Origin of the sequence: Nocardioides sp. YIM 152588, from assembly GCF_040191335.1 — a bacterium.
GTDB lineage: Bacteria > Actinomycetota > Actinomycetes > Propionibacteriales > Nocardioidaceae > Nocardioides.
Genome location: NZ_JBEGDJ010000019.1, coordinates 1 through 24,376 on the forward strand (window position 1 = coordinate 1; position 24,376 = coordinate 24,376).

A 24,376-nucleotide genomic window follows, 5' to 3' on the forward strand; every position below is an offset into this window, starting at 1 on the left:
ACGGTGCGCTCCTCCACGACCTCGCCCTCGCGGGTCGGGTTGAGCGGGGTCTCGCTCATCAGCATCCCGTCGCGCCGCCGGCCCCGCCGGCGCCGCCGGCGCCCCAGCCGGTCGGCATCCGGCCGACGCGCGAGCCGATGCAGTTCGACGACGACGACCTGGACGTCCCGGACTTCCTGAAGTGACGCGTGTTCGCCTTCCGTGACCACCACGACCTCGGCCCGGGCCACCCCCGGGTCGAGGTGGCGTTCACGGACGCCTCGCTCGACCTCGCCGAGGGCTCCCCGGGCCGCGCCGCCGCCACGGCGGCGCTGGAGGCGGCCACCGGGGTCCGGTTCGCGCGGATGCGCCAGGTGCACGGCACCGACGTGCACGAGGTCGACGGCCCGACCGGCGAGGGTGGGGAGCTGCCCACCGGTGACGCGCTGGTGACCACCCGGCCCGGCACCGGCCTGATGGTCCGCGTCGCCGACTGCGTGCCGATCCTGCTGGCCGACGCCGAGGCCGGCGTGGTCGCCGCGGTCCACGCGGGCCGCGTCGGCACCGCGCTCGGCGTCGTCCCCGCGGCGGTACGGCGGATGCGGGACCTCGGCGCGGACGGCGTACGGGCCTGGCTGGGTCCGCACGTGTGCGGCGGCTGCTACGAGGTGCCGGAGGCGATGCGCGCCGAGGTGGCCTCGGAGGTGCCGGCGGCGCGCGCCGAGACCCGCTGGGGCACGCCGTCGCTCGACCTCGGCGCGGGGGTGCTCGCCCAGCTCGAGGAGGCCGGCGTGCCGACCACCGTGGTGGGCGGGTGCTCCCTCGAGGACCCCCGCTTCCACTCCCACCGCCGCGACGCGGACCGCGCCGGCAGGATGGCGGGGCTGGTGTGGTGGACGTGAGCCGCGAGGCGCAGCTGCGCACCAACCTCGACCGGGTCCACGCCCGGATCGCCGCCGCGGCGCGCGCCGCGGGCCGGGATCCGGACGAGGTCACCCTGGTCGTCGTCACGAAGTACTTCCCGGCCTCCGACGTGCAGGCCCTCGCCCGGCTCGGGGTGGCCGAGGTGGGGGAGAACCGGCACCAGGAGGCGGCCGCCAAGCGCGAGGAGTGCGACGCGGCCGGTGCCACCGGGCTCCGGTGGCACTTCATCGGCGGCCTGCAGAGCAACAAGGCCGCCGCGGTCGCCCGCTGGGCGGACGTGGTGGAGTCGGTCGACCGGCCCAAGCTGGTCACGGCGCTGGACCGGGGGGCCGACCAGCGTGGCCGGCCCCTCGACGTCCTGCTCCAGGTCAGCCTCGACCCGCCGGGCCGCGACCAGCGGGCCGGCGCCGATCCGGACGACCTGCCCGCGCTGGCCGCGCGCGTGGCCGAGGCCGAGCACCTGCGGCTACGCGGCCTGATGGCGGTCGCACCCCTCGGCGAGGAGCCGGGCGACGCGTTCGCCCGGCTGGCGGGGATCCGTTCCTCGTTCCTCGCCGAGCACCCGGAGGCAGACGTCCTGTCAGCCGGGATGAGTGGTGACCTCGAGGCGGCCGTGGCCGCCGGCGCGACACACGTGCGCGTCGGCACCGCGGTCCTCGGTTCGAGGCCCGCGGTCCAGTAATGTCCCGAACACGATCAGCGGCCCCACGGGCCCAGAACCGGAGGCAAGTCCCATGAGCGGTGCGATGCGCAGGATCGGTGAGTACCTCGGCCTGCTCGAGGACACCAGCTACGACGAGTACGACGACGACACCGTCGCCCAGGAGCCGGCACGCCCGGCCCGGCCGGTGCGCGAGGCCTCCGTCGCCGACATCAGCGAGCGCCGGCGCAACGTCGCCGCCGCGCCCGCCCCGGCGACGTCGGTGGTGGCCGAGCTGTCGCGGATCACGACGGTCCACCCGCGCACCTACAACGAGGCGCGGACGGTCGGCGAGCAGTACCGCGACGGCACGCCGGTGATCATGAACCTCTCGGAGATGGACGACTCCGACGCCAAGCGTCTGGTCGACTTCGCCGCCGGCCTGATCTTCGCCACGCGCGGCAGCATCGAGCGGGTCACCAACAAGGTGTTCCTGCTCTCCCCGCCGAACGTGACGGTGGCCGCCGAGGACAAGCAGCGGATCGCCGACGGCGGCTTCTTCAACCAGAGCTGATCGGACGCTCGGGTTGGGTGGGGCGGTGCCGGTGACTGTGGCGCGCGGAGATAGGTTGGCCGCGTGACGACAGTGGGCTGGATCATCGAGGGCATCCTCTTCGCCTTCATCGGGCTGCTCTGGGTGAGGTTCATCACGGACTGGGTCCTGGCCTTCGCCCGGTCGTGGGAGCCCAGCGGCGTCGTCCTGGTGCTGCTGGAGAGCGCGTTCACGGTCACCGACCCGCCGGTGAAGGCGCTGCGCCGAGTGATCAAGCCGATCCGGATCGGCAACTTCGCGCTTGACCTCAGCTTCATCCTGGTGATGATCGCGGCCTACGTGCTGCTCGCCGTGAATCGCTCCGCACTGCTCGCCTGAGGCCCCGCCGGGGTCCTCTTCGAGCCCCTGAGGGGGCTGCACGACACGCCGGGTGCAGGCGTGACAGCGCCGTGGGTCGCCTGGTGACTCACGGTACGACTGCGCCAGGCGCTAAAGTTCGCTGAGATAGACCATCCACGCTCTCAACAGATAGGTGAGGTCATGCCGCTGACGCCCGAGGACGTGAGCAACAAGCGCTTTACTCCCGTCCGGCTCCGCGAGGGCTACGACATGGGTGAGGTCGACCAGTTCCTGGACGAGGTCGAGGCCGAGCTCGCCCGGCTGACCCAGGAGAACGACGACCTTCGCGCCAAGCTCGCGGCGGCCCAGTCGGGCGCGCCGGCGGCGTTCGAGGCGCCCACCCTGGCGCCCGTTCCCGAGCCCACCCCGCCGCCCGTCGTCGAGGCGCCCGCGCCGACCCCCGAGCCGGCCGCGCCGATCGTCTCCGGCGGTGTCGAGACGATCCGCGTCGAGACGGTCCCCGAGGCCTCCAACGCCGCCGCGCGCCTGCTGGAGATCGCCACGCGCAACGCGGACGAGCTGGTCGAGGACGCCAAGAACGAGGCCGACAAGATCATCGGCGAGGCGAAGACCAAGGCCGAGCGCCTCGAGAACGAGGCGAAGGGCAAGGCCGACCGCCTGGAGTCCGACGCCCGCACCCGCGCCGAGATGCTCGACAGCGAGACCGCCGAGCGCCGTACCCAGCTCTTCGGCGAGCTGGAGAAGGAGCGCGACAAGCTCAGCGTCGAGGTGGAGAACCTGCGCTCGTTCGAGCGCGAGTACCGCTCGCGCCTGAAGAGCTACTTCTCCCAGCAGCTCGAGTCGCTCAAGACCCCGGGCGACTCGATGGCCCCGAACGAGGAGTCGCCGGCCCCCAAGCGGCTGCGCTCCATCCTCGGCGAGGAGGGCTGATCACGGCCCTCGCAGCCTGATCGACCGCGACACCGGCCGGCCCGAGTAGGGGCCGGCCGGTGTTTCGTTCTTGGTGACCTTGCGCACAACGGCTAACCTCCGTGCCACGCCGTCGGGAGGCCGACGGAAGTCCGGAGGAGACGCCCATGGCTCGGATACCGAAGAAGTCGCTGGCCGGTCAGGCCGCGACCGCCGCCCGACGCGTGATCAAGCAGCGCCCCAGGACCGGGGCCGAGGAGTCGGGCGCCGTGGCCCCGGCCGCCAACGGCGAGGCCGCCGCGTCGGCCCCCGCGGCCACGCCGGCCCGGAAGGCCCCGGCGAAGAAGGCCCCGGCCAAGAAGGCCGCGACGAAGAAGGCCGCGCCCGCGGCGAAGACCTCCGGACCTGCGAAGAAGGCTGCACCTGCGGTGAAGAAGTCGGCCCCCGCCAAGAAGACCGCGTCGAAGCGGACCGCCGCGGCTCGGAAGAGCGCCGCCAAGAAGGCGGCGACGCGCCTGTCGACGTCGGACCTCGTCGTCCGCGAGGGCGAGGACCCGTGGACCGCCGACGAGCTGGCCGAGGTGATCGAGGAGCTGCACGAGCAGCGCGAGCACAGCGCGGAGCTGCTGGCGGACCAGGAGGCCGACCTCAGCGGCCTGCTCCGCGACGCCGGTGACGGCGCCGGCCACGACCAGGCCGACGTCGGCGCGACGAGCTTCGAGCGCGACCACGAGCTCACCGTGGTCAACCACGAGCGCGAGAAGATCGCGCAGATCGACCGGGCCCTGGGCCGGCTCGACGACGGCACCTACGGGGCCTGCGAGTCGTGCGGCAACCCGGTCGGCAAGATGCGGCTGATGGCATTCCCGCGTGCCACACTGTGCATGACATGCAAGCAGCGCGAGGAACGCCGGTAGGCGGGGACGACGGCGACCTGGACCGAGGTCCGGACCCCAGCGAGCAGCCCGAGGACGACATGGCGGTGACGCGACGACGGCGTCGCACGGTGTGGCCGATCTTCGCCCTGGTGGCCGCGGCGATGCTCGCTGCCGACCAGTACACCAAGCACCTGGCGATCGAGCACCTCACCGGGCAGCCCGACAAGCCGCTGATCGGCGACCTGCTCCAGCTGCGGCTGACGTTCAACCCCGGCGCCGCGTTCAGCATGGGCACCGAGCTGACCGCCGCGATCACCGTGCTCGCGATCGTCGCCTCGGTGGTGGTCGTCGTGCTCAGCCTCCGGCTGCGCGACCGGCTCTGGGCGGTCTCCCTGGGCCTGCTGCTGGCCGGCATCACCGGCAACCTCTTCGACCGGCTGTTCCGCGAGCCCCAGGCGTTCCACGGCCACGTGGTCGACTTCCTGATGCTGCCGCACTGGCCGATCTTCAACGTCGCCGACATCTGCATCAACGTCGGCGCCGCCCTGGTGCTGATCCAGGTCTTCCGCGGTGTGGGCCTCGACGGCTCCCGGACGACGGCCGACGCCGACCTCGGAGAGGACTCCCCGTCATGACGGTCGACCTGCGCACGCTGCCGGTGCCGGAGAGCCTGGACGGCGAGCGGGTCGACGTGGCGATGTCCCAGCTCTTCGGCGTCTCGCGCAGCAAGGCGGCCGACCTGATCGCGGGCGACCGCGTGCGCCTCGACGGCTCCCCGGTGGCCAAGAGCGAGCGGGTGCTCGCCGGCGCGGTGCTCGAGGTCGAGATCCCGCAGGAGAGCCCGCTCGAGGTGGTCCCCGAGATCGTCGAGGGGATCGGGATCATCTACGACGACGACTCGATCGTGGTGATCGACAAGCCGGTCGGCGTCGCCGTCCACCCGTCGCCGGGCTGGCGCGGGCCGACCGTGGTCGGTCACCTCGCGGGCGCCGGCTTCCGGATCTCCACGTCCGGCGCCAAGGAGCGCGAGGGGATCGTGCAGCGCCTCGACGTCGGCACCTCGGGCGTGATGGTGGTCTGCAAGTCCGAGCACGCCTACTCGGTGCTCAAGAACGCCTTCCGGCAGCGCACGGTCGACAAGACCTACCACGCGCTGGTCCAGGGCCACCCCGACCCGCTCTCCGGCACCGTCGACGCCCCGCTGGGCCGGCACCCGGGCGCGGACTACAAGTTCGCGGTGATCGACGGTGGGCGGCCCAGCGTCACCCACTACGAGACCCTCGAGGCGCACCGGTTCGCCAGCCTGCTGGAGGTCCACCTCGAGACCGGGCGGACCCACCAGATCCGGGTCCACATGTCCGCCCTCAAGCACCCCTGCTGCGGCGACCTGACCTACGGCGCGGACCCGGTGCTGGCGCGGAGGCTGGGGCTGACCCGGCAGTGGCTGCACGCCGTCCGGCTGGGCTTCGAGCACCCGGACAGCGGCGAGTACGTCGAGTTCGAGTCGAGCTACCCGGCCGACCTGCAGCACGCGCTCGACGTCGTCCGTGACCTCGACTGACCTCGCGCTCCGACCGGCGACCGTCGCCGACCTGGCGACCGTCGCCGACGTGTTCTGGTCGGCGCGGCGCGCCGCCGGTCCGGCGATGCCGCCGCCGGTCCACCCGTACGACGACGTGGTGGCGTTCTTCGCCCGGCTGGATCCGTCCGCCGGCGGCACCTGGGTCGCCGAGGACGACGACGGGGTGGTCGGCTTCGTCCACCTGACGGCGACCTGGCTGGACCACCTCTACGTCGCGCCCCGGGCGCAGGGACAGGGCGTCGGCACGGCCCTCCTGGAGCTCGCCCAGGCGTTGCGGCCGGGCGGCTTCGGGCTGTGGGTCTTCGAGTCGAACGGGCCCGCCCGCGCGTTCTACGCGCGGCACGGGCTGGTCGAGCTGGCGCGCACGGACGGCGCCGACAACGAGGAGGGGATGCCCGACATCCACCTCCACTGGCCGGGCTCCGCGACCGCCCCGCGCGAGCACGGCGGCTGATCCCTGAAGCGGGCGGGTGGTGCCACGTTCCGTCGGCCCCGTCCCGTAGGCTGAAGGCCTTCCCCGGCGACGCACGTGCCAGGCCCAGAGCCGGCTTCGGGCGCTCGCCCCGTCCGTCCACCATCGCCGCGAGGAGTCAGTAGCAACCGATGGCAGCAGCCGGATCGGGCGGGGACTTCGCCCACCTCCACGTGCACACCGAGTACTCGATGCTCGACGGCGCCTCGCTCCTGGACGGGCTCTTCCAGCGCACCGCCGACCTCGGCATGGGGTCGATCGCGATGACCGACCACGGCAACATGCACGGCGCCTACGACTTCTACAGCAAGGCGAAGAAGTATGGCGTCAAGCCGATCATCGGCATCGAGGCCTACATCACCCCGGGCACCCAGCGCGGCGAGCGCCGCCGGGTCCGCTGGGGCAGGGGCGACGCCGCCGAGGAGGGCGGCGACGACGTCGCCGGCGGTGGCGCCTACACCCACATGACCATGTGGGCCGAGAACAACACCGGCATGCACAACCTGTTCCGGCTCACCTCCCGGTCCAGCCTCGAGGGCTACTACTTCAAGCCCCGGATGGACAAGGAGATCCTCGCCGAGCACAGCGAGGGCATCATCGTCTCCACCGGCTGCCCCAGCGGCGCCATCCAGACCCGGCTCCGCCTCGGGCAGTACTCCGAGGCCCTCCAGGAGGCCGGCGAGCTCCAGGACATCTACGGCGCCGACAGCGTCTTCCTGGAGCTGATGGACCACGGCATCTCGGTCGAGAAGCGGGTCCGCGACGACCTGCTCCGGCTGGGCAAGCAGCTCGGCATCCCGCCGCTGGCGACCAACGACTCGCACTACAACAACCCCGAGGACGCCGCCGCCCACGACGCCCTGATCTGCGTCGCCTCCGGCAAGCGGCTCTCGGACACCAACCGGCTCAAGTTCGACGGCGGCGGCTACTACATCAAGTCCGCGGCCGAGATGCGCGAGCTGTGGGCGGGCCAGTGGGGGATGCCCGAGGCCTGCGACAACACCCTCGCCATCGCCGAGCGCTGCGAGATCTCCTTCACCGAGTCCACCGGCGGCTACATGGCGCGCGCCGACGTGCCGGCCGACGAGACCGAGGAGTCCTGGTTCCGCAAGGAGGTGTGGCGCGGCATCGAGGCGCGCTACCCCGGCGACCGGCTCGACCAGGCCGTCAGGGACCGCGTCGAGATGGAGCTCGCGGTCATCTCGCAGAAGGGCTACTGCGGCTACTACCTGGTGGTCGCCGACTTCATCCAGTGGTCCAAGCGCAACGGCATCCGGGTCGGCCCGGGCCGAGGCTCCGGTGCGGGCTCCATCGCGGCGTACGCGCTGAGCATCACCGACCTCTGCCCGCTCGAGCACGGGCTCTTCTTCGAGCGGTTCCTCAACCCCGAGCGCCCCTCGATGCCCGACTTCGACATCGACTTCGACGACGCCCGCCGCGGCGAGGTCATCCAGTACGTCACCCAGAAGTACGGCGCCGAGCGCGTCTGCCAGATCGCGACCTTCGGCCGGCTCAAGGCCAAGGCGGCGATCAAGGACGCCGCACGCGTGCTCGACCACGGCTTCGCCATCGGCGACAAGATCACCAAGGCGCTGCCCGCCGACGTGATGGGCAAGGGCGTCCCGCTCAAGGAGCTCTTCAACAGCGAGCACAAGCGGTACGGCGAGGGCGGCGAGTTCCGCGCCCTGCACGACTCCGACCCCGACGTGCGCACCATCTACGAGACCGCGCTCGGCCTCGAGGGCCAGATCCGCAACTGGGGCGTGCACGCCGCCGGCGTGATCATGTCCAGCGAGCCGCTGATCGACGTCGTGCCGATCATGAGCCGCCCCGCGGACGGGGCCGTCATCACGCAGTTCGACTACCCGATGTGCGAGTCGCTCGGCCTGGTCAAGATGGACTTCCTGGGCCTGTCCAACCTGCGCATCCTCGAGGACGCGCTGGTCAACATCAAGGCCAACCGCGACGAGGACGTGGTGCTCGAGGAGCTCCCGTTCGACGACCGGTCGACGTACGAGCTGATGGGCCGGGGCGACACCCTGGGCGTGTTCCAGCTCGATGGCGGCGGCATGCGCGCGCTGCTGCGCTCGCTGCAGCCGGACAAGTTCGCCGACATCACCGCCGTCTCCGCGCTCTACCGCCCCGGGCCGATGGGCGCGGACTCGCACAACAAGTACGCGCGCCGCAAGAACGGCCGGGAGCCGATCGAGCCGATCCACCCCGCCCTGGAGGAGGCCCTCGAGCCTGTCCTCGGTGAGACCTACGGCCTGATCGTCTACCAGGAGCAGGTGATGGCGATCGCCCAGGTCCTGGCCGGCTTCACCCTGGGCGCCGCGGACAACCTGCGGCGAGCGATGGGCAAGAAGAAGAAGGAGGAGCTGGACAAGCAGTACGCCGGCTTCCAGGCCGGCATGCTGGAGCGCGGCTACCCCCAGGCGGCGATCAGCACCCTGTGGGAGATCCTGCTCCCGTTCTCCGACTACGCGTTCAACAAGTCGCACTCGGCCGCCTACGGCGTCATCACGTACTGGACGGCGTACCTCAAGGCGAACTACCCGACCGAGTACATGGCCGCCCTCCTGACGTCCGTCAAGGACGACAAGGACAAGATGGCGATCTACCTCAACGAGTGCCGCCGGATGAAGATCCAGGTGCTCCCGCCGGACGTCAACGAGTCGGTCTCGAACTTCACGGCCGTCGGCAACGACATCCGCTTCGGCCTCACCGCGATCCGCAACGTCGGCGGCAACGTGGTGGCCGGCATCGTCGCGGCGCGCGAGGAGAAGGGGCGCTACGGCGACTTCAACGAGTTCCTCTCGAAGGTGCCGGCGCAGGTCTGCAACAAGCGGGTGATCGACTCGCTGATCAAGGCCGGTGCCTTCGACGACATGAAGCACCGCCGGCGCGCGCTGGTCGCCATCCACGAGATGGCGGTCGACCAGTACGTCGACATCAAGCGCAACGAGGCGATCGGCCAGGACTCGCTCTTCGCCGGCCTGATGGACGACGACGGCGGCGACGGGGGAGGCGGCTTCGGTGTCACCGTGGCGATCCCGGAGCTGGACGAGTGGGACAAGATGACGCTGCTCGGCCACGAGCGCGACATGCTCGGCCTCTACGTCTCCGACCACCCGCTGTTCGGCCTCGAGCACGTGCTCTCGACCGGCACCGACTGCACCATCGGCCAGCTCGTCACCGACGAGGACCGGCCGCACGGCTCCACCGTCACCGTCTCCGGCCTGGTCACGTCGGTGCAGCGCAAGATCACCAAGAACGGCGACCCGTGGGCGACCGTGACGCTGGAGGACCTCGAGGGCGCCGTCGAGGTGCTGCTGTTCCCGAGCTCCTACCGGCTCGCCTCGCCGTACCTGACCGAGGACGCGATCATCCGCGTGCGCGGCCAGCTCGACAAGGACCGGGAGACCGCGCAGCTGCGCGGTCAGGAGGTCACGGTCCCCGACCTGGACGTCGCCAGCGACGGCCCGGTGGTGATCAGCCTTCCGTCCACCCGGTGCACGGCGCCGGTCGTCGCGCAGCTCCGGGAGGTGCTGGCCACCCACCCGGGCCTCACCGAGGTGCGGCTACGGTTGCTCACGCGTGACTCGGTCAAGCTGATGAAGCTGGACGACCGCCTCCGGGTCACGCCGAGCTCCGCGCTCTTCGCCGACCTGAAACAGCTCCTCGGTCCGGGGTGCCTGACCTGAGGGAGCACCACCCCATGGAGACCCGCCCGACGCGCCGGCCGCCGCTCGCGGTCGCGGCTGCCGCCGTCGGCCTGCTCGCACTCGCCGGCGCGCTCGGCGCGCTCGGTGGCCGGCTGTGGTGGGCCTGGTGGTCCCCGGCCACGCCGGGCCAGGTCTACGCGACGTCCGACGGCCTCGCCTGGTACCCCGACCCGGCCGACCCCGGCTTCGCGCACGCCTTCGCCGGCACCGCGCAGTTCGTGGTCATCGGGTTCGTGGCCGGCGTGCTGCTGGGCGTCGTCGGCGGCGTCGTGACCCGGAACCGGCCGCTGGTCGGGCTGGGCATCGTCGCGGTGGCCGCGCTGGTCGGGCTGCTGCTGACCTACCGGGTCGGGATCGCGGCCAGCCCGCCCGACCCGACCACGCTGCTGGGCGGCGCCGAGGCGGGGGACCTTCTCCCGGCGAACCTGCAGGTCTCCGGGTGGACGCCCTACCTCGCCTGGCCGGTGGGCGCGTTCTTCGGCTTCCTGCTGGTCATGGTGACGATCATGTCCTCGGACCGCGCGGCCGAGACCGCGAGCGCGGTCGAGCCGGCCGAGTCGGTCGAGCCGGCCGAGGCCGACCGGCTGCGGGTCAGGCCCGGCCGATCGGAGCCGTCACCGCGCCCGTGAGCGCGACCAGGTCCGCCGGAGCCAGTTCGACCTCGAGGCCCCGCCGCCCGGCGGAGACGTTCACCGTCGGGTGCTCCAGGGCGCTCGCGTCCACCACGGTCCGGTGCCGCCGCCTCTGGCCGAGTGGGGAGATCCCGCCGACCACGTAGCCGGTGGCCCGTTCCGCGGCCTGCGGGTCCGCCATCGCGGCCCTCCGGCCCCCGACCGCCTTCGCCAGCGCCTTGAGGTCCAGCTGCCCCGAGACCGGGACCACCGCCACGGTGAGCGTGCCGTCCACGTCGGCCAGCAGCGTCTTGAAGACCCGCTCCACCGGGATGCCCAGCGCCGCGGCCGCCTCCTCGCCGTACGACGCCGAGCGCGGGTCGTGGTCGTAGGAGTGCAGGGTGAAGGCCGTGCCGGCGCTGGTCAGCGCGTTGGTGGCCGGGGTGCCGCCCGGGGCCTTCTTCTTCGCCATCGGGGGCCTCTCAGTTGGGGGACCAGCGGGTGCGGGCGACCTCGGTCGCCGGCAGCGACGCGATCACGTTCATCGCCTCCAGCTCGGTGCGCAGCAGGTCGGTGACCAGCGCCAGCCGCTCCCCGGCGTCGTTCGCCTCCAGCAGCTCCTGCCGCTCGGCCATCGGCAGCGGGGCCACGGCCGCCAGCGTCCAGGCCAGGAAGGCGGGGTCGCGCGGCAGGTCCCCGGTGAGCGGGTCCTCCGCGATCTGGCTCACCATGGCCCGGTAGGCGGTGAACGTGGCACGGGCCCGCGCGTCGATCTCCGCCGGGACCTCGACGGGCGGCTCGGGGAGGACGCTGACCTCCCCGACGGGGAACGCGTCCCCGGCGCGCAGTCCGTCCAGCTGGATCCGGTCCCGGCCGACCGCGACGACGTCGTACGTGCCGTCGGGATTGGCCTCCACCTCGGTCAGCTGGAGGCGCACGCCGACCCGGAACAGCGACTGCGCGCCGTGGTCGCCGACCTCGTAGCCCTCGCGGATCGCGACCGAGCCGAAGAGCCGCTCGGCGGGGTCCTCGACCTCCATCAGGTGCTCGACCAGCGCCCGGTAGCGGTCCTCGAACACGTGCAACGGCAGGCTGACCCCCGGGAACAGCACCGCGTTCAGCGGGAACATCGGGAGCTCGTCGGTCACGCCCCGACCCTAACCAGCGCGCCGCACGCCGGCGGTGAGGCCGCCACCGGCTGAAACCGTGTCGGGGTGGCGATGGCGGCGACCGTAGGATTGGGTCCATGATCCAGCGCATCGACCTGCGGGGCGCCGGTCCGGACGCGGACTACCGCGCCGCCGTGCCCCGTGCCGACTTCGACATCGAGGCGGCGGTCCCGGCGGTGCATGAGATCTGCGAGGCGGTCCGCACCGGCGGGGTCGAGGCGATCCTCGACCTCGGCGAGCGGTTCGACGGCGTGCGGCTCGACGACATCCGCGTCCCCGCGGGCGCGGCGCAGGCCGCCCTCGACGCGCTGGACCCGGACATCCGCGCCGGCCTCGAGGAGTCGATCCGCCGCCTCCGGGCCACCTGCGCCAACGAGCTCGAGTCCGACGTCGTCACCGACCTGGCGCCCGGCGCCCGGGTCACCCACCGCAAGGTGCCGGTCGACCGGGTCGGCCTCTACGTGCCCGGCGGCCTGGCCCCGCTGGTCTCCAGCGTGCTGATGAACGTGGTGCCGGCGCAGACTGCCGGCGTCCGCTCGATCGCGCTGGCCAGCCCGCCGCAGAAGGAGTTCGGCGGCTCGATCCACCCGACCGTGCTGGCCGCCTGCGCCCTGCTCGGCGTGGACGAGGTGTACGCCGTCGGCGGCGCCCAGGCGATCGCGATGTTCGCCTACGGCACCGGCCCCTGCCGCAAGGTGGACCTGGTCACCGGTCCGGGCAACATCTACGTCGTCACGGCCAAGCGGCTGCTCAAGGGCCTCATCGGCATCGACTCCGAGGCCGGCCCGACCGAGATCGCCATCCTCGCCGACGGGACCGCCGACCCGGCGTTCGTGGCCGCCGACCTGATCAGCCAGGCCGAGCACGACCCGCTGGCCGCGTCCGTGCTGGTCACCCCGTCCACCGAGCTCGCCGACGCGGTCGAGTCCGAGCTGGCCGTGCAGGTGCCCGCGACCAAGCACAGCGAGCGCATCCGCACCTCGCTGTCGGGCGCCCAGTCCGGGATCGTCCTGGTGGACGACCTCGAGCAGGGGCTGGCCGTGGTCGACGCCTACGCCGCCGAGCACCTGGAGATCCACACCGCCGACGCCCCGGCCTGGGCGGCGCGGGTCCGCAACGCCGGCGCGATCTTCGTCGGCCCCTACGCCCCGGTCAGCCTCGGCGACTACTGCGCCGGCTCCAACCACGTGCTGCCCACCGGCGGCTGCGCCTGCCACTCCTCGGGCCTCTCGGTCCGCGCGTTCACCAAGTCGGTGCACGTGGTCGAGTACTCCGCCGACGCGCTCGCCGAGGTCGGCGGCCACGTGGTCACCCTCGCCGAGGCCGAGGACCTGCCCGGCCACGGTGCCGCGGTCTCGGTGCGGACCGACCGCGCATGAGCGGCGGCATGGACGGGGGAGCGACCACGGAGGGCTCGGCCTGGCCGCCGCTGCGCGAGGAGCTGCGCGGCATCGAGCCGTACGGTGCCCCGCAGCTCGACGTGCCGGTGCAGCTCAACGTGAACGAGAACCCGTACGGCCCCTCGCCGGCCTGCGTCGCGGACATCGGGGAGGCGGCCGCGCGGGCGGCCGGCACCCTCAACCGCTACCCGGACCGCGAGTTCACCGCGCTGCGCACCGGGCTGGCGTCGTACCTGAACGGCGAGCTGGGGCGCGCCTCCAGCGGGACGCCGGTGCGGGTCACGCCGGAGATGGTCTGGGCCGCCAACGGTTCCAACGAGGTGATGCTCCAGCTGCTGCAGGCCTTCGGCGGGCCGGGGCGCACCGCGATCAGCTTCGCGCCGACGTACTCGATGTACCCGGAGTACGCCCGCGACACCCACACCCGGTGGGTGGCCGGGCGCCGCGGCGACGACTTCGCGATCGACCTCGACGCCGCCCGGGACCTGGTCAAGCGCGAGCAGCCGAGCGTGGTGCTCCTGCCCAGCCCGAACAACCCGACCGGGACGGCGCTGCCGCCCGACGCCGTCGCCGCGCTGTGCGAGGCGACCGGCGACGACGGGGTCGTCGTGGTCGACGAGGCCTACGGCGAGTTCCGCCGCGAGGGCGTGCCGAGCGCGCTGGAGCTGCTGGAGACCTACCGGAACCTGGTGGTCACCCGGACCATGAGCAAGGCGTTCGCCGGCGCCGGCCTCCGGCTGGGCTACCTGGCCGCCGACCCCGCGATCACCGCGGCGATCCGCGTGGTCCGGCTGCCGTACCACCTCTCCGCCGTCACCCAGGCGGTCGCGGTGGCCGCGCTCGGGCACGCCCCGGAGCTGCTGGGGAAGGTCGACGAGCTGCGCGTCGAGCGCGATGCCCTGGTCTCCCACCTGCGAGGATGCGGGTACGAGGTCGCGGACTCGGACGCGAACTTCGTGCTGTTCGGCCGTTTCGCGGACCGGCACGCGGTCTGGCAGGGTCTGCTGGACCGGGGCGTGCTGATCCGGGAGACCGGCCCGGACGGATGGCTGCGGGTCTCCGTCGGGACCCCCGAGGAGATGGCGGCCTTCCGAGACGCCCTGGATGAAGTGAACGGAGAACGAGCATGAGCCGGACCGCCCGGATCGAGCGCCAGACCAGCGAGTCGAAGGTCCTCGTCGAGGTCGACCTCGACGGCACCGGTCGCCACGACATCTCCACCGGAGTCGGCTTCTACGACCACATGCTGACCGCGTTCGCGCGGCACGCGCTGGTCGACCTGACCGTGCAGACCGCCGGTGACCTGCACATCGACGCCCACCACACCGTCGAGGACACCGCGATCGTGCTCGGCCAGGCGCTGCGCGAGGCGCTGGGCGACAAGAAGGGCATCCGCCGGTACGGCGACGCCACGGTGCCGCTCGACGAGGCGCTGGTGCAGTGCGTCGTCGACGTCTCCGGCCGGCCGTTCTCCGTGCACGTCGGCGAGCCCGAGGGGCAGCAGTACGTGCAGCTCGGCGGTACCGGCGTGCCGTACCTCGGCTCGCTCACCCAGCACGTCTTCGACTCCATCGCCCACCACGCTCACCTCACGCTGCACGTGCGGGTGCTCGCCGGCCGCGAGCCGCACCACATCGTGGAGACCCAGTTCAAGGCCTTCGCCCGGGCGTTCCGCGACGCGGTCGCGCTGGACCCGCGCGAGACCGGGGTGCCGTCCACGAAGGGTGCCCTGTGACGCCACCGGTGGTTGAGGTGCGAGGCGCCCTGGCGCCGAGCCTCGAAACCACTGGTGCCTCGGGGTGGTTTCGAGGCTCGCTTCGCTCGCACCTCAACCACCGGGGGGCGCGATGACCAAGCCGTCCGTCGTCGTCCTCGACTACGGCTCCGGCAACCTGCGCTCGGCCGTGCGCGCGATGGAGCGCGCCGGCGCCGAGGTCACGCTGACCGGTGACCTGGACGCCGCGCTCGCCGCGGACGGCCTGGTGGTGCCCGGCGTCGGCGCCTACGAGGCGTGCATGAAGGGCCTCCGGGCGATCCGCGGCGAGCGGATCATCGCGCGCCGGCTCTCCGGCGGCCGCCCGGTGCTCGGCATCTGCGTCGGCATGCAGATCCTCTTCGCGAAGGGGATCGAGCACGGCGTGGAGACCGAGGGCTGCGGCGAGTGGCCCGGCGTCGTCGAGCGGCTGCGGGCGCCGATCGTGCCGCACATGGGCTGGAACACCGTCGACGCCCCCGACGGCACCCGACTCTTCGCCGGCATCGAGGACGAGCGGTTCTACTTCGTGCACTCCTACGGGGTGCGCGACTGGACGCTGGTCACCAACGACCGCACGCCCGACTCGCACCAGCCGCGGGTGACGTGGGCGGAGCACGGCGGGGACCGCTTCGTCGCCGCCGTCGAGAACGGCCCCCTGTGCGCCACGCAGTTCCACCCGGAGAAGTCGGGGGACGCGGGCGCCGCACTGCTGAGGAACTGGGTGGACACCCTGTGAGGAGGACCTGGTGAGCGCGTACCTGGAGCTGCTGCCGGCCGTCGACATCAAGGGCGGCCAGGCCGTCCAGCTGGTGCAGGGCGTCGACGGCTCGGAGAAGACGTTCGGCGACCCGATCGAGGCCGCGCTGCGCTGGCAGGAGGCCGGCGCGGAGTGGATCCACCTGGTCGACCTCGACGCCGCGTTCGGCCACGGGAACAACCGTGAGCTGCAGGCCGAGATCGTCGGCCGCCTCGACATCAAGGTCGAGATGAGCGGCGGCATCCGCGACGACGAGTCGCTGGAGGCCGCGATGGCGACCGGCTGCCGGCGGGTCAACATCGGCACCGCCGCGCTGGAGCAGCCCGAGTGGTGCGCGAAGGCGATCGCGACCTTCGGCGACCGGGTCGCCGTCGGGCTCGACGTCCGCGGCCGCACGCTGGCCGCGCGCGGCTGGACCCGCGACGGCGGCGACCTGTACGAGACGCTGGCCCGCCTCGACTCCGAGGGCTGCGCCCGCTACGTGGTCACCGACGTCAACAAGGACGGCATGCTCCAGGGCCCGAACCTGCAGCTGCTGCGCGACGTCGCCGCCGCCACCGACCGGCCGCTGGTCGCCTCGGGCGGCGTGACCACCCTGGACGACATCCGGGCGCTGATGGGGCTGGTCGACGTCGGCGTCGAGGGCGCCATCGCCGGCACCGCGCTCTACACCGGCCAGTTCACGCTGGAGGAGGCGCTCGCGCTGACCCTCCCCGCGGCACCCGCCGGGCAGGGCTGACGGATGAGCCTCGCGGTCCGGGTGATCCCGTGCCTCGACGTCGACGCCGGCCGGGTCGTCAAGGGGATCAACTTCAAGTCCCTGCGCGACGCCGGTGACCCGGTCGAGCTGGCCCGCACCTACGACGCCGAGGGCGCCGACGAGCTGACCTTCCTCGACATCTCCGCCTCCCACGAGGGTCGGGCGACGACGCTGGAGATCGTCTCCGCCACCGCCGAGCAGGTGTTCATCCCGCTCACCGTCGGCGGCGGCATCCGCTCGGTCGACGACGTGGACCGGATGCTGCGGGCCGGCGCCGACAAGATCGCGGTCAACACCGCCGCCATCGACCGGCCCGAGCTCATCGCCGAGATCGCCGACCGGTTCGGCAACCAGGTGCTGGTGCTCTCCGTCGACGCCCGCCGCGTCCAGGGGGACGCCCGCACCGAGTCGGGCTTCGAGGTGACCACCCACGGCGGCCGGACCTCCGCGGGGCTCGACGCCCTGGAGTGGGCGGTGCGCGCCACCGAGCTGGGTGCGGGGGAGATCCTGCTCAACGCGATGGACGCCGACGGCACCACCGACGGGTTCGACCTGGAGCTGATCCGCGCGGTCCGCGCGGAGGTGTCGATCCCGGTGATCGCCTCCGGCGGCGCCGGCGCCGTGGAACACTTCCCGCCGGCGGTCGAGGCCGGCGCCGACGCCGTACTGGCGGCGACGGTGTTCCACTTCGGCACGCTGCGGATCGGCGAGGTCAAGGACGCCCTGCGCGACGCCGGGCAGCCGGTGCGCTGACGCGCGACCGGGGAACGTCTACTCGCTGGGGGCGGCATGGGGTACGAGGTCTACGACCCGGACGGGTCCGACGGCGGGCCCGCAGCCGCGCCCGCCCCGCCCGAGCCGGGGGCCGTCGGGCCCTGGCGGGTGGTCATCGAGTTCACGAGCCGGGGCGACGCGAAGCCGCCGACCAAGCTCCAGTTCGGCCGGCTGACCTTCCAGAGCCGGGACGAGGCGATGGAGGCCGCCCTGCGGGCCGCCTGGGAGTTCAACCCGCCCGACCCGTGGTCGCCGCAGGGTCGCGAGGTCTTCGCCGACGGCGCCGACGGCTTCCTGGCCGTCATCCAGGGCGCCTCGTCCAAGTCGTTCCACATGACCGTGCGGATCGTCCGGCCCCTCCCGAAGCCGCACCACCTCCCCTGAGCCCGCGAGTCGGCACAAACTGACGCTCGCCGAGCGTGAACTTGTGCCGACTCGGCCATCCGGGAGCGTCAGTTTGTGCCGACTCGCGGGTGCCCCGGCACACTGGACCGATGCTCCACCGCCATCCGCTGCTCAGCCTGCTCACGGGCGCCTACCTGGTCTTCGTCGGCTGGCTGACCCTGACGCCGCAGGCCGACCACGCGCGCACCGCCGAGCTCGTGCAGCGGGTGCTCGACGCGCTGCACCGGCGCGGATACCTCGAGTCCGTCGGCTACGCGGAGTTCGAGTTCCTCGCCAACATCGCGCTGTTCGTCCCGATCGGCGTCTTCCTGCTGCTCCTCTTCGGCGCCGGCGGGTGGTGGCTGGCGATCCTCGCCTCGTTCGCGATGACCATCGGCATCGAGTCGCTGCAGACGCAGATCCCCGGCCGGGTACCCGACGACCGCGACCTGCTCGCCAACGGCCTCGGCGCGGTGGTCGGCGTCGCGTTCGCGCTGGTGCTCACCGCTCCCGCCACCCTCCGGCGGCGACGGGCGCGGGCGCGCACCCGGGACCTGGCCGGCCGGGCCTGAGGAGGTGCCCGCGGGGCCGCCGCGCCCCAAGGACAAGCCGCGGTGGCGTGAGTCGTGTGCCTGAGAACCCGCTAGGCCGGTGCCTGGCGCACACGACCCAAGCTGGGCGCGGGTGCGGACCGCGTCGTGTGCCCGGCAACCCTCTATCCCGATGCCTCAGGCACACGACCCGCCGCCGACGGGACGCCGCGACGGCGCCACCTGCAAGGATCGTCGGCATGGACTCCGAGGTGCACACCTACATCACCGGCGGCGACGAGGTGGTCCTCGACCTGACCCGCGACGTCTCGGCCTTCGTCGCCGGCCGCGGCGACGGGCTGGTGCACGTCTTCGTGCCGCACGCCACCGCCGGGCTGGCGATCCTGGAGACCGGCGCGGGCAGCGACGACGACCTGCTGGCGGCGCTCGACGACCTGCTGCCGGCCGACGACCGCTGGCGGCACCGTCACGGCAGCCCCGGGCACGGCCGCTCGCACGTGATGCCGGCCCTGGTGCCGCCGTACGCGACCGTCCCCGTGCTCCACGGCAGGCTGGCGCTGGGCACCTGGCAGAGCGTCTGCCTGGTCGACCTCAACGTCGACAACACCCGGCGTGAGGTGCGGTTCAGCTTCCTGGCAGGGTGACACCCACCGGGGCGACGACCGGCCGGGGCCGGAATACGCGGGCCCGGGTGCGGCGTTGTCCCGAGTTGCGCGCGATCGGGCGCACGCGAATCGGGAGAGCAGGAGCGGGTGGCGGAACAGCGGACGGCAAGGCGGGGTCGACCCGACGGGAAGGTCCGGGGCACGACGAGTGCCGGATTCCGGGTCCTGTGGGTCGCGATCAAGCGCGAGCCGCTGATCTTCACGGTCTCGACCATCGGCAGCGTGCTGTTCGGCGCGCTCACCGTCGCCGACGCCTGGGTGCTGGGCTGGGCCACCGACCACGTGGTGCTGCCGGCGTTCAAGACGGGCGAGATCGGGGCCGACATGCTCTGGGCGGTGCTCGGCCTCTTCGTCGGCGTCGCGATCCTGCGTGCGGTCGGCATCGTCGCGCGCCGCCTCGGCGCGGGCGTGATGCAGTACCGGATGCAGGCGCACAGCCGCCGCGCGGTCACCCGCCAGTACCTGCGACTGCCGATGTCGTGGCACCAGAGGCACCCGACCGGCGAGCTGCTCTCCAACGCCAACGCCGACGTCGAGGCCGCGTGGGGGCCGATCGCGCCGCTGCCGATGGCCGTGGGCACCATCGCGATGATGGTGATCGCGGTCGTCCAGATGCTGCTGGCCGACCTGGTGCTGGCCGCCGTCGGCCTGCTGGTCTTCCCCCTCGTCATCCTCACCAACGTCGTCTACCAGCGGCTCGCCCAGGGCTGGGCCACCCGCGCCCAGCAGCTGCGCGCCGAGCTCAGCGAGATCGCCCACGAGTCCTTCGACGGCGCGATGGTGGTCAAGACCCTGGGCCGCGAGCCCGAGGAGACCGCCCGCTTCTCCGCCAAGGCCGCCGAGCTGCGCGAGGCCAACATCCGCGTCGGCCGGATCCGGGCCGCCTTCGACCCGACCCTCGCCGCGCTGCCGAACCTGGCCGTGCTGGTGGTGCTGGTGATCGGCGTGCAGCGGGTCCTCAGCGGTGCCACCGAGGCCGGCGACGTGGTCACCGTCTCCTACCTGCTCACCGTCGTCTCGTTCCCGATCCGGTCGATCGGCTGGCTGCTGGGGGAGTTCCCGCGCAGCGTGGTCGGCTACCAGCGGGTCTCCTCGGTGCTCGCCGCCACCGGCTCGATGGCGTACGGCGACGGCGTGGTCGCGCCGTCGCGCTCGGGCGTGCGGCTCGAGGTCGACGGCGTCGGCTTCGGGTACGACGCCTCCCGGCCGCTGCTGCGCGACCTGACCTTCACCGTGGAACCCGGCCGGACGGTCGCCCTGGTCGGCGCCACCGCGTCGGGCAAGAGCACCCTCACCACGCTGCTCACCCGGCTGGTCGACGTCGACGCCGGCGCGATCCGGGTGGACGGCACCGACCTGCGCGACCTCGACCGCGGCGCCCTGGCGCGCGTGCTGGGCATGGTCCCGCAGACCGCCTTCCTCTTCGACGACACCGTGCGCGGCAACATCACGCTCGGTGCCGACGTCTCCGACGCGGAGATCTGGTCCGCGCTGCGCACCGCCCAGGCCGACGGCTTCGTGGCGGCGCTGGCCGACGGGCTCGACACCCGGCTGGGCGAGCGTGGCACGTCGCTCTCCGGTGGCCAGCGGCAGCGGATCTCGCTGGCCCGCGCCCTGGTCCGCCGGCCGCGGCTGCTGCTCCTCGACGACGCCACCTCCGCGGTCGACCCCGAGGTCGAGGCCCGGATCCTGGCCGCGCTCAAGCGGGGCGGCGACCCCGACGGGCCCGAGGCCCCCGGGGCGGACGCCACCGGCGAGGACGCGACGCTGGTCGTCGTCGCCTACCGCAAGGCGACGATCGGCCTGGCCGACGAGGTGCTCTTCCTCTCCGGCGGGGCGATCGTGGACCGCGGCCCGCACGCCGAGCTCGTCGCCCGCAACGCCGACTACGCCCGCCTGGTCAACGCCTACGAGGCCGAGCACCACGAGACCGAGGAGGTGACCGCATGAGCAGCGGGACCAGCCTCAGCACCGGCGAGGAGATCGGCGCCTGGGAGACCCTGCGCAAGGGCGTGCGGCACTCCCCGGAGCTGGCCGAGGGCATCGGCGTCACGCTGCTGCTCGCCCTCGTCGCCGCGCTCGGCCAGATCGTCGTGCCGATCGCGGTGCAGCAGACCGTCGACCGCGGCCTGCGGGCGTCCGGCGGCCCGGACGTCGGCTACACGACGACGATGGCGCTGCTCGCGGCCGGCGGCATCGTGGTCGCCGGCTGGGCGTCGTACAAGATGACGGCCCGGCTCTTCGACACCTCCGAGCGCGGCCTGGCCACGCTCCGGGTCAAGGCGTTCCGGCACGTGCACGACCTGCCGCTGCTCACCCAGAACACCGAGCGCCGCGGGGCCCTGGTCTCCCGGGTGACCAGCGACGTGGACCAGATCAGCCAGTTCCTCGTCTTCGGCGGCCTGCTCGCCGTGGTCAGCGTCGGCCAGGTCCTGGTCGCGACCGTGGTGATGGTCGTCTACAGCTGGCAGCTCGCCCTCGTGGTGTGGCTCTGCTTCGCGCCGCTCTTCCTCAGCCTGCGCTACTTCCAGCGCAAGCTCTCCGCCGCCTACGGCACGGTACGACGCCAGGTCGGCGTGCTGCTCTCCGCGGTCTCCGAGCCGGTGGTCGGCGCCGCGGTGGTTCGCTCCTACGCGGTCGAGGACCGCACGCAGCGCCGGATCGACGCCGCCATCGACGCGCACAAGGCGGCCAGCACCCGCGCCCAGGGGTTCACCGCGTTCTCGTTCTCCCTCGGCGGCATCTCCGCGGGGCTGGCCAACGCGGGCGTGCTGATCGTCGGCATCTGGCTCGGCCAGGGCCGGCTGTGGGGGAGCAGCGAGGGCAGCATCACCGCCGGCGAGGTGCTGGCGTTCGCGTTCCTGGTGACGCTGTTCGTGGGGCCGGTGCAGATGGGCACCCAGATCCTCACCGACGCCCAGAACGCGATCGCGGGCTGGCGCCGGGTGATCGGGATCCTGGACACCCCGGCCGACCTGGTCGACCCCGGTCCGGACGGGGTCTCGCTGCCGCACCGCGCGGTGGACGTCGACTTCGAGGGCGTCTGCTTCGCCTACCCGGGTGGGCGTCCGGTGCTGAGCGACATCGACCTCTCGATCCCGGCGGGGCGCCGGGTCGCGGTGGTCGGCGAGACGGGGTCCGGGAAGTCGACGCTGGCCAAGCTGCTGACCCGGCTGATGGACCCGAGCTCCGGGCGCGTGCTGCTGGACGGCACGGACCTGCGCCGGGTCGCCGAGTCCAGCCTCCGGGCCAGCGTGGTGCTGGTGCCGCAGGAGGGCTTCCTCTTCGACGACACGGTCGCCGCCAACGTCCGCTACGGGCGGCTGGACGCCACGGACGCGCAGATCACCGCGGCGGCCGCCGAGCTCGGCCTGGGGGACTGGCTCGACGGGCTGCCGCACGGCCTGGCCACGCCGGTCGGCCAGCGTGGCGAGTCGCTCTCGGCCGGTGAGCGCCAGCTGGTCGCGCTGCTGCGCGCCCAGCTCGCCGACCCCGACCTGCTGGTCCTGGACGAGGCGACCAGCGCGGTGGACCCGGAGCTGGAGATGCGGATCGGCCGGGCGCTGGAGCGGCTGATGTCGGGCCGCACCTCGGTCACGATCGCCCACCGGCTCTCCACCGCGGAGGCCGCCGACGAGGTGGTCGTGGTCGACCAGGGCCGGATCGTGCAGCAGGGCCCGCACGCGGCGCTGGTCGCGGACCCCGACGGCGTCTACGCGGGGCTGTACCGCTCGTGGGTGGCGCAGCACGGGGCCCAGGAGAGCACGCCTATCATCGACCGGTGACCACGCCCGACCCCGTGCTCGACCCCGCGATCGCCGCCCGCCTCCAGCGCACCGCCGACGGGCTGGTGCCGGCGGTGGTGCAGCAGCACGACACCGGCGAGGTGCTGATGCTGGCATGGATGGACGACGAGGCGCTGCACCGCACGCTGACGACCGGCCGGGCGACGTACTGGAGCCGCTCGCGGCAGGAGTACTGGGTCAAGGGGGAGACCTCGGGCAACCCGCAGCACGTCCACGAGGTGCGCCTCGACTGCGACGGCGACACGCTGCTGGTCAAGGTCGACCAGGTCGGCGTGGCCTGCCACACCGGCGCGCGGACCTGCTTCGACGAGGGGCTGCTCGGTGGCTGACGCCGACGACGCCCAGCCGGGGCGCTCGCCCCGCCGTACGTTCGGGCCGGTGGTCCTGGCCGGGCTCGCCGGCGCCGGGCTGGCGGCCGTCGGCGGCCACCGGGCGATGCTGACGGTGCCCGACTCCTACTGGGCCGGCGTCGGCTCCGCCGTCTTCGGCGGCGAGGCGTACGCCGACGTCAACCGCGTCGAGTTCCCGCTGGCCGGGGCCCTGGCGCTGGTCGCGCTGGCCTGCTGGGGCGTGGTGCTGGTCGCCCGCGGGACGTTCCGGCGGATCGTGGCGGCGCTGGCCGCGCTGGCCGGGCTGGGCATCGTCGCCGTGGTCGTGGTCGGCGGGTTCGTCCAGGACGACGACGCCGCGGCGGACATCGCCGACCGGATCGGCACGGCCGTGGCGACCGACGTGCCGCTGGACCCCACCTCGTGGATGTGGGCGACGCTGGTCGGCGGCCTGCTGGCCGCGGCGGCCGGCGTCGCCGCGGTCCGGTTCGCGCCGGCGTGGCCCGAGATGGGCAGCCGCTACGACGCCCCGGGCGGCTCCGCGGGGGACGACGCGGAGCCCGCCGAGGACGCCGCCGTACCGCCGGAGGAGCGCTCGCACCTCGATGTGTGGAAGTCCCTCGACGAGGGCTCCGACCCGACTGCGTAGAATCTGCCGCGGCGCTCTTCCCGGGCGTCACCACTGAGCACGAGGAGCTGACACATGGCCGACAACCACGGCAACACCCCGGCGGCCTGGACCGCTGTCCTGATCGCCCTCGTGGGGTTCGTCGTCGGTGGCGTCGGCGTGGCGCTCTCGCCGATCAACTACGTCCTGTTCTGGGTGGGCGCGGGCCTGGTCGGTGTGGCCGCCGTCGCGTTCCTCGTGATGGCCAAGATGGGCCTGCACGAGTCCGCCCACTGAGGCCTGCCCGCGAGCCGCTGGGATGACGGCAGCGCCGGTCGCCCTCCGCGCCACCGCCAGGTGGCGCCGGATGGTGGCGCCGGCGGCCGTCGCCGGTGGGCTGGCCGCGGCCACCCTGGCGCTGCACCTGCGGGACCCGCACGAGCAGGGGTCGTGGGGCCTGTGCCCGACGGCGGCGATGGGCTTCTGGTGCCCCGGCTGCGGCGGCCTGCGCGCGGTGAACGACCTCGGCAACCTGCGGATCGTCGACGCCGCGTCGAGCAACCTGCTGTTCGTCGCCTCGATCCCGCTGCTCGCCTACCTCTTCTACCGGTGGAGCGCCGGGCGCTGGACCGGCCGGTCGTGGAGCCCGTCGGCGGAGGCGACGAACCGCGCCTCCGCGGTGCTGATCGTGGCCATGGTGGTCTTCAGCGTCCTCCGGAACACCCCGGCCGGGGCCTGGCTCGCGCCCTGACCCCCGAGCGGACCGGGTGGTCGGTCCGCGCCGG

General features: G+C 73.1%; 28 protein-coding genes and 1 pseudogene. 27 read left to right on the top strand and 2 right to left on the bottom strand.

Annotation, left to right across the window (positions count from 1 at the left end; genetic code table 11):
* The 12 genes and pseudogenes from ABLM29_RS11165 to ABLM29_RS11220 all read left to right on the top strand — a co-directional run.
* Positions 1-185, top strand: a pseudogene (locus ABLM29_RS11165) (hypothetical protein); the annotation flags it as partial.
* A gap of 3 nt (positions 186-188) precedes the next feature.
* The gene (locus ABLM29_RS11170; protein ID WP_349714182.1) at positions 189-881 is read left to right on the top strand and encodes a purine nucleoside phosphorylase YfiH/LACC1 family protein; all 693 of its coding nucleotides are present in this window, start codon (positions 189-191) and stop codon (positions 879-881) included.
* Positions 878-1,585 (top strand): YggS family pyridoxal phosphate-dependent enzyme, encoded by a 708-nt coding sequence (locus ABLM29_RS11175; protein WP_349714183.1) that lies wholly within the window; start codon positions 878-880, stop codon positions 1,583-1,585. Before ABLM29_RS11170 ends, ABLM29_RS11175 begins: the two co-directional genes overlap by 4 nt.
* Before the next feature lie 52 nt (positions 1,586-1,637).
* Complete coding sequence (locus tag ABLM29_RS11180; RefSeq protein ID WP_349714184.1) at positions 1,638-2,117, top strand: cell division protein SepF; 480 nt, start codon at positions 1,638-1,640, stop codon at positions 2,115-2,117.
* A gap of 63 nt (positions 2,118-2,180) precedes the next feature.
* Positions 2,181-2,474 (top strand): YggT family protein, encoded by a 294-nt coding sequence (locus ABLM29_RS11185; protein ID WP_349714185.1) that lies wholly within the window; start codon positions 2,181-2,183, stop codon positions 2,472-2,474.
* Between the two features lie 162 nt (positions 2,475-2,636).
* Positions 2,637-3,386: a DivIVA domain-containing protein gene (locus ABLM29_RS11190; protein WP_349714186.1), complete on the top strand. Its 750-nt coding sequence runs from the start codon at positions 2,637-2,639 to the stop codon at positions 3,384-3,386.
* Positions 3,387-3,532: 146 nt separating this feature from the next.
* Positions 3,533-4,282: a TraR/DksA family transcriptional regulator gene (locus ABLM29_RS11195; protein WP_349714187.1), complete on the top strand. Its 750-nt coding sequence runs from the start codon at positions 3,533-3,535 to the stop codon at positions 4,280-4,282.
* The gene (gene lspA / locus ABLM29_RS11200; RefSeq protein WP_349714188.1) at positions 4,255-4,878 is read left to right on the top strand and encodes a signal peptidase II; all 624 of its coding nucleotides are present in this window, start codon (positions 4,255-4,257) and stop codon (positions 4,876-4,878) included. Before ABLM29_RS11195 ends, lspA begins: the two co-directional genes overlap by 28 nt.
* Complete coding sequence (locus ABLM29_RS11205; RefSeq protein WP_349714189.1) at positions 4,875-5,804, top strand: RluA family pseudouridine synthase; 930 nt, start codon at positions 4,875-4,877, stop codon at positions 5,802-5,804. Before lspA ends, ABLM29_RS11205 begins: the two co-directional genes overlap by 4 nt.
* Positions 5,791-6,279 (top strand): GNAT family N-acetyltransferase, encoded by a 489-nt coding sequence (locus ABLM29_RS11210; protein ID WP_349714190.1) that lies wholly within the window; start codon positions 5,791-5,793, stop codon positions 6,277-6,279. The genes ABLM29_RS11205 and ABLM29_RS11210 overlap by 14 nt, the downstream gene beginning before the upstream one ends.
* Positions 6,280-6,428: 149 nt before the next feature.
* Positions 6,429-10,001, top strand: coding sequence for a DNA polymerase III subunit alpha (gene dnaE / locus ABLM29_RS11215; RefSeq protein WP_349714191.1), 3,573 nt, complete (start codon positions 6,429-6,431; stop codon positions 9,999-10,001).
* Positions 10,002-10,015: 14 nt separating this feature from the next.
* Positions 10,016-10,651 (top strand): hypothetical protein, encoded by a 636-nt coding sequence (locus ABLM29_RS11220; RefSeq protein ID WP_349714192.1) that lies wholly within the window; start codon positions 10,016-10,018, stop codon positions 10,649-10,651.
* Here ABLM29_RS11220 and ybaK read toward each other — a convergent pair.
* Both ybaK and ABLM29_RS11230 read right to left on the bottom strand, forming a co-directional pair.
* Positions 10,614-11,105, bottom strand: a complete 492-nt coding sequence (ybaK, locus tag ABLM29_RS11225) for a Cys-tRNA(Pro) deacylase (protein WP_349714193.1) — start codon at positions 11,103-11,105, stop codon at positions 10,614-10,616. The two genes, ABLM29_RS11220 and ybaK, sit on opposite strands and share 38 nt — an antisense overlap.
* 10 nt (positions 11,106-11,115) lie before the next feature.
* Positions 11,116-11,781 carry an LON peptidase substrate-binding domain-containing protein gene (locus ABLM29_RS11230; RefSeq protein WP_349714194.1) on the bottom strand — a complete coding sequence of 222 codons (666 nt, stop codon included), beginning with the start codon at positions 11,779-11,781 and terminating at the stop codon, positions 11,116-11,118.
* A gap of 98 nt (positions 11,782-11,879) precedes the next feature.
* Between ABLM29_RS11230 and hisD the strand changes: the two genes are divergently transcribed.
* The 15 genes from hisD (at position 11,880) to ABLM29_RS11305 (ending at position 24,342) form a co-directional block, all read left to right on the top strand.
* Positions 11,880-13,181 carry a histidinol dehydrogenase gene (gene hisD / locus ABLM29_RS11235; protein WP_349714195.1) on the top strand — a complete coding sequence of 434 codons (1,302 nt, stop codon included), beginning with the start codon at positions 11,880-11,882 and terminating at the stop codon, positions 13,179-13,181.
* Positions 13,178-14,332, top strand: a complete 1,155-nt coding sequence (locus ABLM29_RS11240) for a histidinol-phosphate transaminase (protein ID WP_349714196.1) — start codon at positions 13,178-13,180, stop codon at positions 14,330-14,332. The genes hisD and ABLM29_RS11240 overlap by 4 nt, the downstream gene beginning before the upstream one ends.
* The gene (gene hisB, locus ABLM29_RS11245; RefSeq protein WP_349714197.1) at positions 14,329-14,937 is read left to right on the top strand and encodes an imidazoleglycerol-phosphate dehydratase HisB; all 609 of its coding nucleotides are present in this window, start codon (positions 14,329-14,331) and stop codon (positions 14,935-14,937) included. Before ABLM29_RS11240 ends, hisB begins: the two co-directional genes overlap by 4 nt.
* A gap of 112 nt (positions 14,938-15,049) precedes the next feature.
* Positions 15,050-15,694 carry an imidazole glycerol phosphate synthase subunit HisH gene (hisH, locus tag ABLM29_RS11250; protein ID WP_349714198.1) on the top strand — a complete coding sequence of 215 codons (645 nt, stop codon included), beginning with the start codon at positions 15,050-15,052 and terminating at the stop codon, positions 15,692-15,694.
* A gap of 10 nt (positions 15,695-15,704) precedes the next feature.
* Complete coding sequence (gene priA, locus ABLM29_RS11255; protein WP_349714199.1) at positions 15,705-16,454, top strand: bifunctional 1-(5-phosphoribosyl)-5-((5-phosphoribosylamino)methylideneamino)imidazole-4-carboxamide isomerase/phosphoribosylanthranilate isomerase PriA; 750 nt, start codon at positions 15,705-15,707, stop codon at positions 16,452-16,454.
* A gap of 3 nt (positions 16,455-16,457) precedes the next feature.
* Positions 16,458-17,228 (top strand): imidazole glycerol phosphate synthase subunit HisF, encoded by a 771-nt coding sequence (hisF, locus tag ABLM29_RS11260; RefSeq protein WP_349714200.1) that lies wholly within the window; start codon positions 16,458-16,460, stop codon positions 17,226-17,228.
* 36 nt (positions 17,229-17,264) lie between these two features.
* On the top strand, positions 17,265-17,633 hold the full coding sequence (locus ABLM29_RS11265) for a hypothetical protein (RefSeq protein WP_349714201.1): 369 nt from the start codon (positions 17,265-17,267) through the stop codon (positions 17,631-17,633).
* 110 nt (positions 17,634-17,743) lie between these two features.
* Entirely contained in the window at positions 17,744-18,205 is a 462-nt protein-coding gene (locus tag ABLM29_RS11270) for a VanZ family protein (RefSeq protein WP_349714202.1), read from the top strand.
* 218 nt (positions 18,206-18,423) lie between these two features.
* Complete coding sequence (locus ABLM29_RS11275; RefSeq protein WP_349714203.1) at positions 18,424-18,828, top strand: secondary thiamine-phosphate synthase enzyme YjbQ; 405 nt, start codon at positions 18,424-18,426, stop codon at positions 18,826-18,828.
* Positions 18,829-18,936: 108 nt separating this feature from the next.
* Complete coding sequence (locus ABLM29_RS11280; RefSeq protein WP_349714204.1) at positions 18,937-20,799, top strand: ABC transporter ATP-binding protein; 1,863 nt, start codon at positions 18,937-18,939, stop codon at positions 20,797-20,799.
* Entirely contained in the window at positions 20,796-22,634 is a 1,839-nt protein-coding gene (locus tag ABLM29_RS11285) for an ABC transporter ATP-binding protein (RefSeq protein WP_349714205.1), read from the top strand. Before ABLM29_RS11280 ends, ABLM29_RS11285 begins: the two co-directional genes overlap by 4 nt.
* The gene (gene hisI, locus ABLM29_RS11290; protein ID WP_349714206.1) at positions 22,631-22,984 is read left to right on the top strand and encodes a phosphoribosyl-AMP cyclohydrolase; all 354 of its coding nucleotides are present in this window, start codon (positions 22,631-22,633) and stop codon (positions 22,982-22,984) included. Before ABLM29_RS11285 ends, hisI begins: the two co-directional genes overlap by 4 nt.
* Positions 22,977-23,633 carry a Trp biosynthesis-associated membrane protein gene (locus ABLM29_RS11295; RefSeq protein WP_349714207.1) on the top strand — a complete coding sequence of 219 codons (657 nt, stop codon included), beginning with the start codon at positions 22,977-22,979 and terminating at the stop codon, positions 23,631-23,633. Before hisI ends, ABLM29_RS11295 begins: the two co-directional genes overlap by 8 nt.
* Before the next feature lie 54 nt (positions 23,634-23,687).
* Entirely contained in the window at positions 23,688-23,888 is a 201-nt protein-coding gene (locus tag ABLM29_RS11300) for an HGxxPAAW family protein (protein ID WP_349714208.1), read from the top strand.
* 22 nt (positions 23,889-23,910) lie between these two features.
* Positions 23,911-24,342 carry a DUF2752 domain-containing protein gene (locus tag ABLM29_RS11305; RefSeq protein ID WP_349714209.1) on the top strand — a complete coding sequence of 144 codons (432 nt, stop codon included), beginning with the start codon at positions 23,911-23,913 and terminating at the stop codon, positions 24,340-24,342.
* Positions 24,343-24,376: the final 34 nt, after the last annotated feature.

Bases quoted from the DNA above. Each gene is read 5' to 3' on its own strand.
- ABLM29_RS11180 (WP_349714184.1), top strand. From the start codon at position 1,638: ATGAGCGGTGCGATGCGCAGGATCGGTGAGTACCTCGGCCTGCTCGAG.
- ABLM29_RS11190 (WP_349714186.1), top strand. From the start codon at position 2,637: ATGCCGCTGACGCCCGAGGACGTGAGCAACAAGCGCTTTACTCCCGTC.
- ABLM29_RS11195 (WP_349714187.1), top strand. From the start codon at position 3,533: ATGGCTCGGATACCGAAGAAGTCGCTGGCCGGTCAGGCCGCGACCGCC.
- lspA (WP_349714188.1), top strand. From the start codon at position 4,255: ATGCAAGCAGCGCGAGGAACGCCGGTAGGCGGGGACGACGGCGACCTG.
- ABLM29_RS11205 (WP_349714189.1), top strand. From the start codon at position 4,875: ATGACGGTCGACCTGCGCACGCTGCCGGTGCCGGAGAGCCTGGACGGC.
- dnaE (WP_349714191.1), top strand. From the start codon at position 6,429: ATGGCAGCAGCCGGATCGGGCGGGGACTTCGCCCACCTCCACGTGCAC.
- ABLM29_RS11220 (WP_349714192.1), top strand. From the start codon at position 10,016: ATGGAGACCCGCCCGACGCGCCGGCCGCCGCTCGCGGTCGCGGCTGCC.
- ybaK (WP_349714193.1), bottom strand. From the start codon at position 11,105: ATGGCGAAGAAGAAGGCCCCGGGCGGCACCCCGGCCACCAACGCGCTG.
- hisD (WP_349714195.1), top strand. From the start codon at position 11,880: ATGATCCAGCGCATCGACCTGCGGGGCGCCGGTCCGGACGCGGACTAC.
- ABLM29_RS11240 (WP_349714196.1), top strand. From the start codon at position 13,178: ATGAGCGGCGGCATGGACGGGGGAGCGACCACGGAGGGCTCGGCCTGG.
- hisB (WP_349714197.1), top strand. From the start codon at position 14,329: ATGAGCCGGACCGCCCGGATCGAGCGCCAGACCAGCGAGTCGAAGGTC.
- hisH (WP_349714198.1), top strand. From the start codon at position 15,050: ATGACCAAGCCGTCCGTCGTCGTCCTCGACTACGGCTCCGGCAACCTG.
- hisF (WP_349714200.1), top strand. From the start codon at position 16,458: ATGAGCCTCGCGGTCCGGGTGATCCCGTGCCTCGACGTCGACGCCGGC.
- ABLM29_RS11265 (WP_349714201.1), top strand. From the start codon at position 17,265: ATGGGGTACGAGGTCTACGACCCGGACGGGTCCGACGGCGGGCCCGCA.
- ABLM29_RS11270 (WP_349714202.1), top strand. From the start codon at position 17,744: ATGCTCCACCGCCATCCGCTGCTCAGCCTGCTCACGGGCGCCTACCTG.
- ABLM29_RS11275 (WP_349714203.1), top strand. From the start codon at position 18,424: ATGGACTCCGAGGTGCACACCTACATCACCGGCGGCGACGAGGTGGTC.
- ABLM29_RS11285 (WP_349714205.1), top strand. From the start codon at position 20,796: ATGAGCAGCGGGACCAGCCTCAGCACCGGCGAGGAGATCGGCGCCTGG.
- ABLM29_RS11300 (WP_349714208.1), top strand. From the start codon at position 23,688: ATGGCCGACAACCACGGCAACACCCCGGCGGCCTGGACCGCTGTCCTG.
- ABLM29_RS11305 (WP_349714209.1), top strand. From the start codon at position 23,911: ATGACGGCAGCGCCGGTCGCCCTCCGCGCCACCGCCAGGTGGCGCCGG.